Below are 17,392 nucleotides of genomic sequence, written 5' to 3' on the forward strand. Positions count from 1 at the left end.
GTACAATAGAGTGAATAGTGATTCATTTTAAGGAGAATGCCATATGATCCACAAACTTATATTGCCTACACCTTTTGCTGTAGGGGACGTTAATGCTTATCTTTTAAAAGGAGATACGCTTTCATTAATTGATGCAGGTCCAAAAACACCCGAAGCTTATATTGCACTTGAACGAGGGATAAAAGAAGCAGGCTATTCGTTCAATGACGTCGAACAAGTTTTCTTGACGCACCATCACCCTGACCATGCAGGCTGGATTGACGCTTTTCCTAATGCAAAAGTATATGGGCATGTCTATAATGACCTTTGGTTGACTCGAGATCCAGCTTTTTTTGCCTATCATGATGAGTTTTATTTGGAACGTTTAATTGAGGAAGGTGTTCCAGAGAAATATCATGCGTGGGTGGAGAAAATGAAACGTCCAGTTGCTTTCATGGGCAATCGTCCACTTGATGTGACAGTGGAGGAAGGCGATGTACTTCCTGGACATCCTGGTTGGACGGTCGTTGAAACGCTTGGTCATGCACAGAGTCATGTTTCTTTTTGGCATGCTGAGAGCAAAGAGATGATTGGCGGGGACCATATATTAGAAAAAATCTCATCAAATCCTTTAATTGAGCCTCCACTTGATCCAAGTGCTAGACGTCCACAAGCCATGATTCAATACAACGAATCATTGAGAAAAGTCCTGACCATGCCAGTAGAGAAAATTTACAGTGGACATGGCAATGAAGTATTCAATGTCCATGCATTGATTGCACATCGCTTAGAAAAACAACATGACCGTGCGATGAAAGTCCACGCGATGCTTGCTGAAGAACAGCTTACTATTTTCGAAATCACACAAAAATTATTTCCATTTGTCTATGAGAAAGAACTGGGTCTGACACTTTCTGAAACCATCGGACAAGTAGACTATTTGCTTGCTGAAGAACTTGCCATCGAGTCACGCGACCAAAATGGGGTATTCACTTATGGACAAGCCTAAAACGGTTTTGATCACAGGAGCGACAAGTGGTGTAGGGCTACAGGTTGCAAAAGATTTATGCCAACAAGGATACACTGTGTATGCAACAGGTCGTTCTAAATCTGCTCTCGATGATCTTAGATCTCACGGAATTCATGCAATTGAAGCTGACTTGCTGACAGATCAAGGTCTAGAAACTGTATTGAGTCAATGTCCGGATCCTGAGGTTGTCGTCTTTTCCGCAGGTGTGGGAACGTTTGCTTTGGCACATGATACTTCTGACCAACAAATTGATGACATGATGCGTATTAATGTTACAGCTCCCATGAAATTGACAAGCAGGATTTTACCTTTAATGATAGCAAGGAAATCAGGACATCTTATTTATGTTGCGTCACAGGCTGGTAAAATCGCCACACCAAAAGCGTCTGTGTATGCAGCAACGAAGCACGCGCTTCTCGGTTACGCTAATGCTACACGAATGGAGGTCCAGCCACATGGGATTTACGTGACGACCATCAATCCGGGACCTATCGATACACCATTTCTGGATTTAGCGGATTCAACGGGTACATATAAAAGTTCACTTAAAAAGTTCTTGTTATCAGTCGGGGAAGTTTCAAGTGCGATTGTCAGAGTAATTGAACGTCCTGTACGTGAAGTGGATTTGCCTTGGTATATGGGCATTTCGAGTAAAGCATACAATATGGCTCCCGGGCTAATTGAACGCGTAGGACGAAATTTTTTCATGAAGAAATAAGAATGTAATCAAGAGCAACCAATGCGGTTGCTTTTTCAACTTGTTGACAAAAGAATATTAATCAATATAAAAGTATAAAAATTCGCATTCTTATCTCTTGCACTCAATCGAAAAAAATTATGGTCGGCTATTTCTTTCGCTTTCCGCGGACGAAACGCTAGCCTCCTCGGCTTAGCTTTCTATGACAGCTGAACCTGTGGGGTCTAGCTTATTTCGTTTTTCCGCAGGAGTCTTCAGAAATAGCCGACCATCTTACTAATGAAATAATATGAAGGGATACGCAAACAGAAGCGAAATCCGTTGATTGGAGTGGAGGCGTCTGAAAACATCTGCTCCTGCGGTTACTCGTCGCAAAGATTAGATTAGTATACAGTTATATTCACTCTTTTTATTTTTTGTCTACAGTCTGAAGAGCAACCATTACGGTTACTCTTTTTTTGAATAGTTAAACTTTATTAAATGTATGAGTATTCACTTGTATACATTTTTATAACATGTTATTATCTGTGTATATTAATTCATTAATTGTGAATAAACATACATTCAGGAGGAATGACAAATGAACAAAAAAGTAGTTCTCGCATACTCAGGTGGTCTAGATACATCCGTCGCAATTCCGTGGTTAAAAGAACAAGGTTACGATGTAATAGCTGTTTGTCTAGATGTAGGTGAAGGAAAAGATTTAGAGTTCATTAAAAAGAAAGCCCTGCAAGTAGGTGCTGTTGAAAGTTACATGATTGATGCAAAAGAAGAATTTGCGAACGAATATGCATTACTTTCACTTCAAGCACACACATGGTATGAAGGGAAATATCCATTGGTTTCGGCTTTATCCCGTCCGTTGATTTCAAAAAAATTGGTTGAAATCGCACACCAAACCGGAGCGGATGCCGTAGCACATGGCTGTACAGGAAAAGGCAATGATCAGGTACGTTTCGAAGTATCAATCAAAGCATTGGATCCTTCCTTGGAAGTAATCGCACCTGTTCGTGCGTGGGGTTGGTCTCGTGAAGAAGAGATAGACTATGCGAAGAAAAATAACATTCCAATTCCAATAAACTTAGATAGTCCATTTTCAATAGATCAAAACTTATGGGGTCGTGCAAACGAATGCGGTATTTTAGAAGATCCTTGGGCTAAACCACCAGAAGCTGCATATGATTTAACCGTTGCACTAGAAGATACACCAGATACAGCCGATTTGATTGAGATTACGTTTGAACAAGGTGTACCTGTTGCGTTGGACGGAGTTTCCTATCCATTGGCTGAGCTCATTTCCGAGCTGAATGTAATCGCTGGGAAACATGGAATCGGACGTATTGACCATGTCGAAAACCGTTTAGTCGGTATCAAGTCACGTGAAGTATATGAAGTGCCTGGTGCTCACACACTATTATTAGCGCATAAAGAACTTGAAGACATTACTCTTGTTAAAGAGCTGGCTCATTTCAAACCTGTTATTGAGAAAAAATTAACGGAACTGATTTATGAAGGATTGTGGTTCTCTCCATTAAAAGTGGCACTAGAATCTTTCCTTAAAGAGACGCAAGTGTATGTCAACGGTGTGGTGCGTGTGAAACTATTTAAAGGTCATGCAATTGTTGAAGGACGTAAATCGCCAAATTCACTGTATGACGAAAAACTAGCTACCTATACTACGGATGATGAATTCAACCATGAATCTGCTGTGGGCTTCATCGAGCTATGGGGACTTCCGACAAAGGTTCATGCCATGGTTAACAAAGGAAAAGAGAAGGTGTCGGAATGACCAAACTATGGGGCGGCCGTTTTCAAAAGTCTGCTGAACAATGGGTTGATGAATTTGGCGCATCCATCGGCTTTGATCAACAACTCGTCATGGAAGATTTGACGGGCAGCATGGCACATGTAAAAATGCTTGGCGACTGCGGAATTTTACCTGCTGAAGATGTTAGCAAGATTGTCGACGGTCTGGAGCAATTGAAAGTAAAAGCAACGAATGATGAGTTGGTATTTGAAGTTGCAAATGAAGACATTCATTTAAATCTTGAAAAAATGTTGATTGATTTGATCGGGCCAGTTGGTGGCAAAATGCATACTGGACGTAGTCGAAATGACCAGGTCGCAACAGATATGCATCTCTTTTTAAAAATTCGTGTACAAGAAATTATTGAGAGCATCAAAGCGTTTCAACAAGCCATACTAATGCAAGCAGAGCAACATGTTGAAACCATTGCACCTGGCTATACGCATTTGCAACGTGCGCAACCCATTTCGTTTGCTCATCATTTGATGGCATATTTCTGGATGCTTGAGCGTGATCAGGAGCGTTTGTCTGAATCACTTAAACGTATTGATATTTCACCATTAGGTGCCGGCGCACTTGCAGGTACGACTTTCCCGATTGACCGTGAAAAAGCAGCCAATACCCTTGGGTTTGAGCAAGTGTACCAAAATAGCATGGATGCCGTGAGTGACCGTGATTTCATCGTGGAATTTTTAAGTAATGCCTCACTTGTGATGATGCACTTATCGCGTTTCGCTGAAGAAATCATCCTTTGGTCTAGCCAGGAATTTCAATTTATTGAACTCGACGATGCGTTCGCCACAGGCTCCAGCATCATGCCACAAAAGAAAAATCCTGATATGGCCGAGTTAATCCGCGGAAAGACGGGTCGTGTGTACGGGAACTTGTTTAGCCTGTTGACTACACTTAAAGGATTGCCACTCACGTATAACAAAGATATGCAAGAAGACAAAGAAGGCATGTTCGATACGGTTCAGACTTTGAATGGATCTCTTCAAATTTTTGAAGGCATGGTAAGAACCATGACTGTCCACACAAAGCGATTAAATGAAGCGGTGCATCAAGACTTTTCAAATGCTACGGAACTTGCCGATTACTTGGCGACAAAAGGTATGCCGTTCCGAGAAGCACATGAAGTCACAGGGAAGCTCGTTTTCCTATGTATCCAACGTGGCATTTACTTGTTGGACCTTACGATAGAAGACTTGCAGGAAGCCAGTAGTTTAATTCAACCCGATATCTACGATGTACTGTCACCCGAAGCGGCAGTTAAGCGAAGAAATTCGCTTGGGGGAACTGGTTTTGACCAAGTCCGTATGCAAATTAAAAAAGCAAAATCATTAGTATGAAAACATCCCGCTTGTTAAGCAGTAGCTGACAGGTGGGATGTTTTTTTTAGTTTTGTATTGCTCGTAGTTTTGAAAAGGGGGGAAAGAAGGACATAAGTGGATGATTATAGAAATTAATCCTTAACAATTTTATTTTGAATAATCATTCAAGAAAGGTGAGAAGTAATGACGAAAAATAATAGTAGTTTAATAAGTGACATTCCAACTTCTATAGGCGCACCAGCACGACGTGCACTGGTTGGAGCTGGATATCTCCAGCTTGAGCAATTAACCAAAGTTAGTGAGGCTGAGGTTTTGAAATTACATGGAATGGGTCCGAAAGCGCTTGATATAATCCGACGCGCATTAATTGAAAAAGGATTAACTTTCGCAAATGGTTCTGAGAATAAATGACTCAATATTGATTTGAAACTTTTACTTTTTACTTTTCGTCTTCGTAGTAAGTGAAATAAAAAAATCATGTAATGGAATAGAAACGAACAAATATTGTTTTAGATGCCAGGAGGCCAAAGGATGGAACAAGTTAAAAAAGAAAAAAATGAGGTCTGGGAGTGGGCAAAAGCATTGCTCATTGCCTTTATTGCAGCTTGGCTAATTCGTTATTTCTTATTCACCCCGATTGTTGTCGACGGGGAATCAATGATGCCGACTCTTGAAAATGGAGAGCGGATGATTGTTAATAAAATCGGCTACGAAGTTGAAGGTCCAAATCGGTATGATATCGTAGTTTTCCACGCAACTGAAAAACAAGATTATATTAAAAGAGTGATTGGATTGCCAGGAGATCATGTCGCTTATAAAAATGATCAATTATTTATCAATGGTGAACCTCAAGAAGAACCCTATTTGGAATCAAATAAAAACGAAGTGAGCAGCGGTACTTTAACAGAGGATTTCACCCTTGAAGAACTGACAGGAGAGAAAGTGATTCCAGATGGTTACTTGTTTGTGATGGGAGACAATCGGAGTAACAGTACAGACAGCCGAATAATTGGTTTAGTCCCGATGGAGGAAGTCATAGGCAGCACAAGCGTTGCTTTTTGGCCACTAAATGAAATCGGTCGGGTTCAATAACTATATATGATAGGGAGAAATTTATAGTGAAAAGGTGGCAAAAGAATCAATGGTTTTTCCTGATTCTATCGATATTTTTGGTGGGGTGTGCTCCAGATGTTCCCGAGATCAAGGATGGAAATTCACATGTGACAGAAGAAATGGATGAAGTTATTTCGGATTATATCGTAGAAAAATACAAGGGCATATACTATCCATCAGAGAAACAATTTGAAGTCCACAGAATCTATGGGACCAGTGAAGAAAATGGAGTAATAAACGTAAACATGTGGTCATATTTCAGTGGATTCAATAAGGCAAATGGAGTCGAAAGTCAATCGGGGCACTCGCTACCTGCGTTGATACAATTGAAGAAAACTGATTCTGGTTATGAAGTTATCAAATACATTGAACCAAAGGAAGGTAATCAGTACGCTTCTTCCATAAAGAAAATGTTTCCGGAAAAATACGCAAAAATAGCAGTGCATGATGCCGAAACCATCGAGAGTTTAGAAAAAGAGATGAGTGAAAAAGTGGAAGACTGGTTAAATGAAAAATAAAGTAACGTTGTCTTTAAAAATGTAAGGCTTCTTGTTAGACGCTAGTAAACTTTTTATCGCTTAATCGAAAGGATTGAGTTCCAATGAGAAAAACTAACATACAAACCTGGACTGAAGGTTGGCAAGAAGCATACAACCGAGAAGCGGAAATCCTCTTAAAAATATTTAAAGATGAATGGGTCGATGTTTACCACATTGGAAGTACGTCTATTCCTTCAATCGGATATGCAAAACCGATTATAGACATTTTGCTCGTAGTGAAAAACGTCGAAAAAGTGGAAGACTTCAATGACAATATGGTGCTGATGGGTTATAAGCCAAGAGGTGAGAATGGCATCATGTACAGACGATACTTTACAAAAGGTAACAGTAATAGAACTCACCACTTACATATTTATCAGATAGGACATGAAAATGTCAAAAGACATCTGGATTTTAAAGCATACTTGACTGCGCACCCATTGGATGCCCAGAAATATGGAGAGCTTAAAATGAAATTAGCAGCACAGTTTCCTGATAACACATATGACTATCAGGAGGGAAAAGAAGCATTCATCAAACAATTGATAAAAAAAGTTGAAAAGTGGACGACTTCGCAACAATTCTAATCTGATTCTTGGGCTACATACGTAGCTCTTTTTCTTTTGTTCAAAATTCTTGTTGTTGAATAATAAATAATCAGAAAAGACAATTAATGTCTATTGAAATTAATGCTAGTATGGTAATGTTAACTTTAAGTGTAATTTTTTGGATTATTAACTTAAGGTGGAGAATTGATATGATTTCAAGTTTAGGAGTCTTAACACGTTTTCTTTATGTTGTACTCGGTATCGTTTTGTTGAGTGCTTTTGTAGGGTTATTTACAAATGGTATCCAACTTGATTTCATTTTGTTTCTGGACAATGTGTGGTATATCGTCACGTCTCTTATTACCCCTGAAAAATTAATCATTTTAGGACCGACCAACCATGAATATTCGATTTTCTTGAATTTTTGGGATTACTACTTTTACTCATTAACCATTTTTATTTCGGCATTATGTATAGCTATTATCTTCGGTTTATTAATTACGTACTTCACAGTCCTGCTTCCCAAAAAAATAAACGATATGGTATCTAGAATCGTATCGTTGTTGGAATCCTTACCCGACTTATTCATCATTATGACCATTCAATTTTCCGTTATTTTATATTTCAAGCAAAGCGGTCATTTGTTATTTCCTGTAGCAGGCTCATCCCAGAACCAAACTTATTTCTTACCGATTGTTACGTTGGCCTTGATTCCTGCATTCATGATTTTCAGAATCAACCTTCATTTAGTAAGCGAAGAATGGAATAAATCATACGTAGAATTGGCAAGAAGTAAAGGTTTTAATAAAACGGAAATCTTCTTTTTTCATGTGCTGAGAAATATCACACCAAGCATTTTTAGTCATAGTAAAACGATTGTTCTATATTTATTGTCCTCAATGGTAATTTTCGAGAAACTATTCAACATCTATGGAATCTTTACTTTTATAATGAGCTATCCAAATCCAAATGTGATCGCATTCACATTGATCATGTTTTTTGTTCCGATTTTCCTTATCTATGCAGTCATTACTAGCCTTATAGAAAAATATACTGGCCAAAGATTGGAATGGTGATTACGTGTTTATCATAAAAAGACTTCTTTTAAACAAGTTGTTTCTTTCTGGCTTCCTCACCATCAGTGGCCTGTTATTAGTCAGCACGCTATATTTTTTCTTCTTTAATGATCGAATTCCTACAGCTTCATTACTTTATGATAGCCAGGGGAAACCATTACCTGCACCTTACAGTTATAAAAACTTTCCACCCTTAGGAACTGACAATTTTGGACGTGATTTATTTATCGTCATGCTTGTAGGCGCAAAATATACAATTGCAGCGGCATTGATTATTACATTTCTCCGCGTTTTCCCATCCATTTGGATTGGGCTTATTATTCATTTCTTCCTTCAGAAAATTGAAAAACCCCTTAAATCAATAGCGGATGCATTTAATTACTTCCCAATGACTTTATTGGCCTTTCTACTATTGAACGGAATCTTAATTTCAGAAGTGGAGATGATTCTTGTAGATGGTGCCTTAATCAAAGGGCCGGAGCCATTGCCATATTTGAGCAGGATACTATTCTATTTCGTTATTTTTGCCCTTCTATTTATTCCAACAAATTCGATCTTGATTGCAAATGAAGTAAAGTCCATTTATAAGAAGGAATTTATCGAAAGTTCAAGGACGCTTGGTGCCAGTAATTGGCGAATTGTCACCAAACATATCAAACCTTTTTTAGTTCCTCAACTGGCGATTATTTTCTTAAGGGATTTCATTCACACGCTGATTTTGATGTCCCATTTAGCTGTTCTTGGGTTATTCATTGGAGGATATATGAGACGTGGAGATTTATTTGGCTTTACAAAACAAATCTCCAATTCAAACGAATGGGCTGGTTTGCTTGGAATGTGGTGGGAATTTTTATGGACATCCTATCCGTGGATTGCTTTCATTCCAATTCTGTTTATTTCGCTTCTAATCCTTTCTGCTAAAGGGATGATGGAAGGCTTGACGAGAGTATTAGCAGCTGTCGATAGCATGAGGGAGCCTGTTCAAAAACGAATTGAAATTGAAACCATTAAAGGTGATCGTCCATTTGAGAGGATTCATTTATCCAACGTTAAATTAATCAAATGAAGTGGTCTGAATATGATTTTATTCATAGTATCAAGGGAGACTTAGAATTTCTTTTTGAGAAGGGAACAGTTAGCACACCACAAAATATCTTGGTGAACGGGGCAATGGCGACTGTAAATTACAAAAAGGGCAAGGGTACCATTACTATGAAATATATTTAATAACAATGATACATACGCTTATTAACTAATAGGACTTTACTTCAAAAGAGGAATGTCTTTCTTTTATCTTTTGGCAGAGGTATTCATTACAAATTCGTAAAATGGATGTGAGAAGCCGATGAAGAATTTTACGTATATCAATATCCTTCTAATGTTAATTATCCTTCTAGTTGGTTGCAACACGGTCGGTAATGACAGTATCAAAGGAGGAACGCAAAAAGCTGATAGATATAAACTCGAGGTAAAGGGCGTAGATAATGTTGATGTTCTGGATACCCATGGAGGAGTTGAGGGCTGGGAACAAATGCAGGGTTTCTATGACAACATACAGAACGGGATTGCTTCAGATTTACGTATTGTCCACTACACGATTGAAGGAGCCCCAATAGTAACTGATTTAACATATAACGGAGAATCTCTTGAAGTGAAGAACGATTATAGCAGAGACACTTATGGAAGTGGCGAAATCATTACCAACAAATGTGGCAATATGGTTAAGGAAGCTAACGATACCAATCTTTCATATATCGCGATCGACTGTAATTGTATTCCTTATGGGATGGATACCATTTTACAAATAAGCTACGACAGCAGTGAGCAGGATCTTTTTGAGTTTGAGCTGATGTATGGAGAGGAGCTCGAAAATGAAATCAATACTTTAACAAAACAGGCGAAAAAAGAAATCACTGTAAATGAAACAGAAGTAATGGCCGATTTTGATTTACCACCACATATAAAGCAAGAGGTGTTTAAAAGATTAGTGTTTGCAAATTACTTAGCTGAAAAAGATCTGAAGGCGATGTGTGATATTGAGGATATAATGAACTATCAATTAAAGGTGCACATTAACAGTGGTCAACGAGTATTTCGCTGGGCTGCATGCGACCAAAGCGTGGATGGTGTGAAATTAACAGAGGTTGCAGAATACATTATCGAGCAATCTGATAAGAAGCAAAGTGTTGAACCAGAAATCAAAGTTCAAGGTTATGTCCTAGAAATGACGAAGGATACAATGTTAATAGTTGAAGAAATTAATATGCTTGATTTTGAATGGATCAAGTTGAACTGCCTCAATCAGATATGAATTCGTTTGTGTTTGACTTTACCAATTTAGAAGGCGTCAATACCACGGAGTTCAGTATTGGCGATAAAGTTCAAGCAACCTTAAAAGGAACTGTAAGAGGATCCAAACCAGGATCTGCAAATGTGAAAGAAATTAAGAAGATAGAGATAAATGCAAACGACTAATTTAGTGTCGGATTATTCTCCCTTTAAATGTAAAGGGGATTCTAGGATTAAACAAAAGGAGTGAGAGAATGTTTCCTATATTAGAAACTGAACGGTTAGTTTTGAGAGAACTCATTGAATCTGATGCATTAGATATATTAAATTGTTTCTCTAATTCAGATGTATTGCGTTATTACGGACAAAATCCATTAACAAGTGTAGATCAGGTAAAACAAATTGTCAGGAATTTTTCGAAGAATTACGATGAAAAAAGTGGTATTAAATGGGGAATTGAAATGAAAGGTACGGATGGAATTATCGGAACAATTGGGTTACAAGATTGGTCAAAAGGACATAAGCGAGCAGATATAAGCTATGCACTTTTTCCTGAACATTGGGGCAAAGGATATGCGACTGAAGCTGTTAGTAAAGTGATTTCCTATGGTTTTAAAGAACTTGGTTTAATGCGGATTGGAGCAGTTGTTTTCGTTGAAAATAAAGCATCTAATGAGCTATTAACAAAATTAGGCTTTGTAAAAGAAGGAACTTTGAGAAATTATATGTATCAAAATGATGTTCCGTTTGATACTGATATTTATTCTTTGTTAAAGTGAAAACCATTGGGAATAACAAATTGTTATAGAACAAACGAGTGCTTATGAGATTAAGAGCTATGATACAAATTCGCATTCACAAATTTTTTCGTTTGAAAAAATGAAATGGATTAATTCCTTTAAGCAGGTGGAGCAGAATGAAAACGTTATTAGAACTGCTACGTATCGTTATTATCTTTACATTTTTTGGTACTTTGGGTGGGGGTCATCAGGGCATGTCTATTTGTTGAAACAATATTTAAATGAATCTCAGAAAGTTGAATGTGTTGAGCTCTCTTTTTTGTAGATTGTGACTAATTATAAGAGGGGTAATGAATAATGAAACTTCTACTATCAATAGTGTTATTTGCACTTTTAGGTTATTTTCTATTTATTATGGGTCCGATCATTGGTGGGTGCATTGCTTTTGGAATTGTTGTTGGTTCCTTGGTTAAAGGGGTCTCCTTACTTAACGAAATTCACAAAAGACTTGGTATCCTTGCACCCACTCCTGATACAGACTCTAAAAATGTTATAGGAGATGATGGCTCATCAAATCATCTCAAAGATAAAGATGCTTATTTAAAATATCTAAAAGAAAAAAACAACCTTTCTTAAAGTAAAGAAAAGGCAAATTAGTTGAATAACAAATAAAGGGAAAATTGAGAATGTGGGCATCATTCAACTAAGTGCAGATGTTCTTGAACTAACTGATAGGTAAAAAGAGAATATACGACTTTATACACAAAATATGAGGTAACTTTTTGGGAGAGAAAATTTATAACTGTGATTATTAACGATCTAATTGATTCAAAATCAGAAGAACATGAAAGTTACGTTATCCAAGCTATTAATTTAGGGATATCAATTTAAAACTTAAGGGGCATAAAAAACTTAAACGTTTAATTCCTTATACAACTAACGAATGCGTTACTCTAACTCCTGTTTATAGAACAACTCACAGTGAAGATAGGCATCAACGGCATCTGTCTTCACTTTTCCTAAACTTAATCCTCTTGCTTTGTATGAAATCAACGGATGATAATAATTAATAAATATCCTCGTTCTTCCAAGTAATGACAACAGGAGTTTGATAATACCCTGTAACTTCTAAAACTAGTGATGGCCTCTTACCAGTCACTCTTTTCACATCCTCAAGAAACGCTTTTCAAGATAACTAAGCCCCTCAACAGTATGAGGCACTTTAAACTCTTACGATATGGTTTGCCTTTATCAAAAAAATGCTTGAACTTGACTTTCCCCTTTTGAAACATCCAGACCAACGACTGGATTCATTCTAAATCCTCCACATAAACTAGTAATTTGCCAGTAACACAGGCAGTCATTTATGCCGTACGAAATCAACTTGTTCCGTTTACTTATTTAAAAATCACTTATAAAAAAATGTCCTGTCCCTTATTATGTCACTCTTGGTATAGTACTTTTGTTTTAAGCAGGTATAGAACCAAGAACAGCACAAGATACATCCTATGTTTAATTTTCAGAAAAGTGGAAATGTGGGATGATGAGGGTTAATTGGGTGATGTTTCTGAATATTGAATAAACCCCCAGTTGATACTAGATTAGTTGAAAAATTTTAATAACTTGATGTTGAAAGACAGATCAGTGTATTAAATGTGAAGTTAAGTCATCAGCACGAAACCTTTACATTTTTACAAATATATTAATCTACTATTTAGTTAGGCAGGGGAGAGGTTTAATGAGGAAAAGGAGAAACAAAAAAATTATTATTAGAATCATTGTTTCGTAAGTCATTGCACTACATATGTAATAAAGTGACTGGGAGGAAAGAAAATGGAAAAAAAAGCAAACAACAAAAGTAAGGTCTTAAAAAGCTTAGCTGTATTTGCTCTATCATCTAGTTTTATTTTAGGTTCTATTGTACAAGTACCTACTACTGCGAAAGCGGTTAGTTATTCTAATACTGAAAATATACTTGCTAATTTAACACCAGAACAAAGAGCAGCACTTAACCAGTTGACCACAAATGAATCAACAGGTCTTCAAATTTCTTCAGATACAGATTTAAATTCAACGAAACAGACTTCTGTCATTATTGAGTTTGTAAATAAGCCTGCCAAAGTCGCACAAATTGAAGCAAGTGTAGAGGGAAAACAATTATCTGCGGAAGATGCATCAAATTTAGTTGATAAAGATCATGCTACTTTCAAAAAAGATGTCCAACAATTATTATCAGAGGATAATAATAAAAAGGTAGAATTTAAAATTAATCGTTCCTTTAAAAATGCATTTAATGGTGTTTCAATGAGTCTCCCAGCAAATCAAATTCAAAACCTATTAAAATCAAAAGTAGTAAAATCAGTTTGGAGCAACGAAACATTTACAATAGATCCACCTACCGCTGATAGCGAACAATTAAAAGCGGATGAAGCAAATGTGCCGAATTATGCGCCTTATGATGGACTAGATCGTCTACATGCAGAAGGCTTTACTGGTGAAGGAATTAAAGTCGGGATACTTGATACAGGAATGGATTACAACCATCCTGACTTAAAGGATGCCTATAAAGGCGGATTTGATTTTGTCGATGATGACAATGATCCAATGGAAACAACTTATGCCGATTGGAAAAAATCAGGTAAACCAGAAATAGGTAGTGGTCGTGCCTACTATACTGAACATGGTACACACGTTGCGGGTATTATTGGCGGCCGAGGTTTAGCTGATAGTGAATATAAAACATTAGGTGCAGCACCAGAAGCTGATCTTTATGCTTATCGTGTACTTGGTGCATATGGGTCAGGTACAACTGATGACATTTTGGCCGGAATCGATCGTGCTGTGAAGGACGGTATGGATGTTATTAATATGTCTTTAGGCAATTCTTTAAATGATCCCCTTTACGCGACTTCCATTGCTGTAAACAATGCCGTTTTAAGTGGGGTAACGACCGTTGTGGCAGCGGGGAATAGTGGAGATAAAATGTATACACTAGGTTCACCTGGAGCTGCGGCATTGGCCCTAACGGTTGGTGCATCTACTGTTGCACTTGATGTCTATCAATATGCTGGTGTACAGAATGGGGTCAATTATTCATTAAGACAGCTAGCAAGAAACTATAAAGATGATTTAACGCAATTAAAAGGAAAAACCTATCAACTTGTTGATGTTGGACTAGGTAGACCTGCTGAATTTAATGGAAAGATCTTAGATGGTAATATCGCGCTCATTAAGCGGGGCTCGATTGCCTTAATAGATAAAATTAAAAATGCAAAAGCAAAAGGTGCCATTGGGGTACTTATGTATAATGATGAAATAAATAGTGCAGAAGGTTCCATCCAGACATTTTTAGGTGAATCAGTAGATGCGGTTCCTACATTCTCTGTCACAAACACTGAAGGACTAGCTATCGTAGCAGCTGTTAAAGCGGGTAAAACAGATATTACTTTCGGCGATTATTCGAAAGTAAAAACGTCTGGCAATGAATTAGCAGCTTTCAGTTCAAGAGGTCCATCACGTGTAAATTATGATATTAAACCAGAGGTAGTAGCACCTGGTGCTGCCATTCTTTCCACTGTTCCATTTTATATAAATGATAAAACAGTCGATGGGACTAAACCAGAGGACTATAAATATGGCTACTCCCGTTTATCTGGTACGTCGATGGCAACGCCTTATGTGGCAGGTGTATCCGCGTTACTATTACAAGCGAACAACAATCTGGAACCAGCAGACATTAAATCTATTTTAATGAATACAGCTGATCCGTTATCAAAAGATTATAGTGTATTTGAAGTCGGTAGTGGTCAAGTTGATGCCTATGAAGCCGTTCACTCAAATGTTGAGATTCAAGTAGATGATCGAACAGCTACTCTTAATCATAAAAATGAGAAAACAATAAGAGAATTAACTGGTGGATTTAGCTTTGGATCGATTGGGTTTGATGACCAGGATATTTCAGAAGTTAGAAATTTTAAGTTAAATAATCGAAGTGAAAAAGCTAAAACATTTAATGTAAATGTGAAATTCCAAACTGGAATAAGAGACTCAAAGGATGCTGCTTTAAATAATGTCACATTAGATGGGCCAACTTCAGTCAATATAGAAGGAAATAGCCAGAGAGTTATCAAATTTAATCTGTCTATTCCAAAGACAGCTGAAAAAGGAACGTATGAGGGATATATCGTATTGACAAATAATGAAGATCCAACGGAAAACTACCAAATTCCATTTGGTGGTCGAGTAGTAAACGAAGGAATTGATACATTCTCGATTACTAATCCGATGTTCTCGGGTGATACAGCTTGGCCAGAAAATGCAGTGAATTACCTTGGATTTAAGTTCCAATTAAAGTCACATATGAAGACGTTAGATGTAATATTACAAGACGCCAAAACGGGTAAAGATCTTGGTTTATTAGGATCTTACAATGGGCATTTATTGCCTGAAAACCAACTATTAACTAATACAAGTGGATTTGCTGGGTCTTACTACCCGTTCACAGGTGATGCGAAAAATCCGATTAGCGATCAATTTGTCATTGCAAAGATGGGTCATTACAAAATAAAAATGGTTGGAACAAATAATGCTGGGAAAACATTCACAAAAGAAGCTCCTTTTATCTACGAGTTTGGAGCACCGACGATGACTTCCACTTTTGATTCGTTAGATCAAAAGGTGATTGAATATGATGTAAGTCAGCTTGATTCAAATGGACAAATGTTATATGACTTTAATATTCATCTTAATGATCCTGAAACAGAAGAGGCAAAAAGTTTAGGTATTCCTGTTGATCAATCAAGCAATTCCGTTGTTTCCTTTTACAATGGACCATGGCCATATGATCCAATCTATACGGATAAAAATGGGGATTACAAGGATCAAATCCTAGTCAAACAACAAGCAGCACCTTTAAAAGTTCAGTTCTATGCCATGGATGCAGCAAGAAACTTTACTGCAGATGCTGGGACAATGCTACGGGTAGCTTTTGTTACGAATACTCGCCCATACTATTATTTAAAAGCAAATAAACAATCTATTTCGAGTGGAGAAACGGTCAATTATTCTATCCGTTCGAACAATATTAAAAACTTAAAAACGGCAAAGATGACTATTCCGGTCATTAAAGACCATGGAGACTTAGGCACCATTAAAAATGTCGTTGTAAGTGATGCAGTGAAGCAATTTGGAGATGCAGAAGTCGCTGTAACCACCACATCAGATACGTTAAATACGTATTATACGATTATATTTAACTATTTAGGAACGAAGGCTTTACCAGAAGATATGCAGTTAGTAAATTTCGACTTACAAACATCTAACCTATATTCGAAAGGTACGACTACCAACTGGTTTGATATGGAGATGAAAGGAACGACCATCGATCAATCAAATGTACAAACAAACAATGTTTATACCTATATGGAGAGTTTTAAACTGAAACCAACCTACTCAAGGTTATGGGGTTCATTACAGTTTGAGGGTATGCTTAATCCTTTAACAGGCGAAAGGAATTTCGCAATAGACCACAGAACCATTGACGCAAAGGTTTCAGTCACCTCTTATGATGGAAAAACAGTTGTTGACGCTCCTATTACAAACAAAACGGGTAGTTACATTGCTGGTGGAATGAAAGCGGATAAAAATCCTTATACAGTGACGGTTGATGTACCAGGTCATTTTACGATGTCTAAGTCTATCGTTTTATCGTATGACGTTCGTGGTGAAATTATCGGAAGGGACATGAGTTATTTATTATCTCCAGGAAAAGCGGGAGATGTTAATAAAGATCATGTAATTGATGTATTAGATGCAATCGAACTTCAAAAAAATTGGGGTAAAAATACATCAGGGTCCGATTTGAACTTCGACGGCACTGTTGATAAAAAGGATATGGACTATGTAATTAAAAACTATGGATTACAAAATGACTCTGTTCCAAAACCCCCTAAAGCGAAAGAAACGTATAAAGGTGTAACGTTAGATGATGTATTAATTAAATTAGGATTAAAATAATCCTAAGCTAGTTTCTATAATCAAAGGAAGAACCATTTTATGACTTACTACACAGTAATTAAATAGGATTTTAAGTAGCCTTAACCCTTTATTTTATTGGGTTAAGGTTTTTTAATTACTTTTGAAATCAATCTCTCAGCTTTCAAAAAGCATCAGTTCCATAAGTGTGCATTTTAAATATCTTCCACAATCGGGGTTCAGTTCATTGATAGGTTTTCTCTGTTTTTT

Annotated in this window: 16 protein-coding genes; all 16 read left to right on the plus strand. The window is 37.2% G+C overall.

Translation table 11 applies throughout. From position 1 onward, the window contains the following. Positions 1 to 43: 43 nt before the first annotated feature. Complete coding sequence (locus tag MHH33_RS08610) at positions 44 to 988, plus strand: MBL fold metallo-hydrolase (protein WP_342543573.1); 945 nt, start codon at positions 44 to 46, stop codon at positions 986 to 988. Further along, on the plus strand, positions 975 to 1,727 hold the full coding sequence (locus MHH33_RS08615) for an SDR family NAD(P)-dependent oxidoreductase (RefSeq protein ID WP_342543574.1): 753 nt from the start codon (positions 975 to 977) through the stop codon (positions 1,725 to 1,727). Before MHH33_RS08610 ends, MHH33_RS08615 begins: the two co-directional genes overlap by 14 nt. Before the next feature lie 559 nt (positions 1,728 to 2,286). Beyond that, entirely contained in the window at positions 2,287 to 3,495 is a 1,209-nt protein-coding gene (locus MHH33_RS08620) for an argininosuccinate synthase (RefSeq protein ID WP_016427040.1), read from the plus strand. Beyond that, positions 3,492 to 4,862, plus strand: a complete 1,371-nt coding sequence (argH, locus tag MHH33_RS08625; protein ID WP_342543575.1) for an argininosuccinate lyase — start codon at positions 3,492 to 3,494, stop codon at positions 4,860 to 4,862. The genes MHH33_RS08620 and argH overlap by 4 nt, the downstream gene beginning before the upstream one ends. Positions 4,863 to 5,027: 165 nt before the next feature. Continuing rightward, positions 5,028 to 5,255: a DNA-binding protein gene (locus MHH33_RS08630; RefSeq protein ID WP_342543576.1), complete on the plus strand. Its 228-nt coding sequence runs from the start codon at positions 5,028 to 5,030 to the stop codon at positions 5,253 to 5,255. Between the two features lie 120 nt (positions 5,256 to 5,375). Then, a complete protein-coding gene (lepB, locus tag MHH33_RS08635; RefSeq protein ID WP_342543577.1) occupies positions 5,376 to 5,936 on the plus strand; it encodes a signal peptidase I in 561 nt (186 codons plus the stop codon). Between the two features lie 26 nt (positions 5,937 to 5,962). Further along, positions 5,963 to 6,475: a hypothetical protein gene (locus MHH33_RS08640; protein ID WP_342543578.1), complete on the plus strand. Its 513-nt coding sequence runs from the start codon at positions 5,963 to 5,965 to the stop codon at positions 6,473 to 6,475. An 83-nt stretch (positions 6,476 to 6,558) separates the two neighbouring features. Further along, the gene (locus MHH33_RS08645; RefSeq protein WP_342543579.1) at positions 6,559 to 7,083 is read left to right on the plus strand and encodes a GrpB family protein; all 525 of its coding nucleotides are present in this window, start codon (positions 6,559 to 6,561) and stop codon (positions 7,081 to 7,083) included. 170 nt (positions 7,084 to 7,253) lie between these two features. After that, the gene (locus tag MHH33_RS08650; RefSeq protein ID WP_342543580.1) at positions 7,254 to 8,120 is read left to right on the plus strand and encodes an ABC transporter permease subunit; all 867 of its coding nucleotides are present in this window, start codon (positions 7,254 to 7,256) and stop codon (positions 8,118 to 8,120) included. A gap of 4 nt (positions 8,121 to 8,124) precedes the next feature. Next, positions 8,125 to 9,186 (plus strand): ABC transporter permease subunit, encoded by a 1,062-nt coding sequence (locus tag MHH33_RS08655; RefSeq protein ID WP_342543581.1) that lies wholly within the window; start codon positions 8,125 to 8,127, stop codon positions 9,184 to 9,186. Beyond that, on the plus strand, positions 9,183 to 9,347 hold the full coding sequence (locus MHH33_RS08660) for a hypothetical protein (protein WP_342543582.1): 165 nt from the start codon (positions 9,183 to 9,185) through the stop codon (positions 9,345 to 9,347). The genes MHH33_RS08655 and MHH33_RS08660 overlap by 4 nt, the downstream gene beginning before the upstream one ends. 118 nt (positions 9,348 to 9,465) lie before the next feature. After that, complete coding sequence (locus MHH33_RS08665; RefSeq protein WP_342543583.1) at positions 9,466 to 10,431, plus strand: DUF4362 domain-containing protein; 966 nt, start codon at positions 9,466 to 9,468, stop codon at positions 10,429 to 10,431. Then, positions 10,398 to 10,595: a hypothetical protein gene (locus MHH33_RS08670; RefSeq protein WP_342543584.1), complete on the plus strand. Its 198-nt coding sequence runs from the start codon at positions 10,398 to 10,400 to the stop codon at positions 10,593 to 10,595. Before MHH33_RS08665 ends, MHH33_RS08670 begins: the two co-directional genes overlap by 34 nt. 68 nt (positions 10,596 to 10,663) lie before the next feature. Continuing rightward, on the plus strand, positions 10,664 to 11,188 hold the full coding sequence (locus tag MHH33_RS08675) for a GNAT family protein (RefSeq protein WP_016427050.1): 525 nt from the start codon (positions 10,664 to 10,666) through the stop codon (positions 11,186 to 11,188). 318 nt (positions 11,189 to 11,506) lie between these two features. Further along, positions 11,507 to 11,785 carry a hypothetical protein gene (locus MHH33_RS08680; RefSeq protein ID WP_016427052.1) on the plus strand — a complete coding sequence of 93 codons (279 nt, stop codon included), beginning with the start codon at positions 11,507 to 11,509 and terminating at the stop codon, positions 11,783 to 11,785. 1,197 nt (positions 11,786 to 12,982) lie between these two features. Then, complete coding sequence (locus tag MHH33_RS08685) at positions 12,983 to 17,164, plus strand: S8 family serine peptidase (RefSeq protein WP_342543585.1); 4,182 nt, start codon at positions 12,983 to 12,985, stop codon at positions 17,162 to 17,164. Positions 17,165 to 17,392 lie beyond the last annotated feature (228 nt).

Source organism: Paenisporosarcina sp. FSL H8-0542 (assembly GCF_038632915.1).
Lineage (GTDB): Bacteria > Bacillota > Bacilli > Bacillales_A > Planococcaceae > Paenisporosarcina.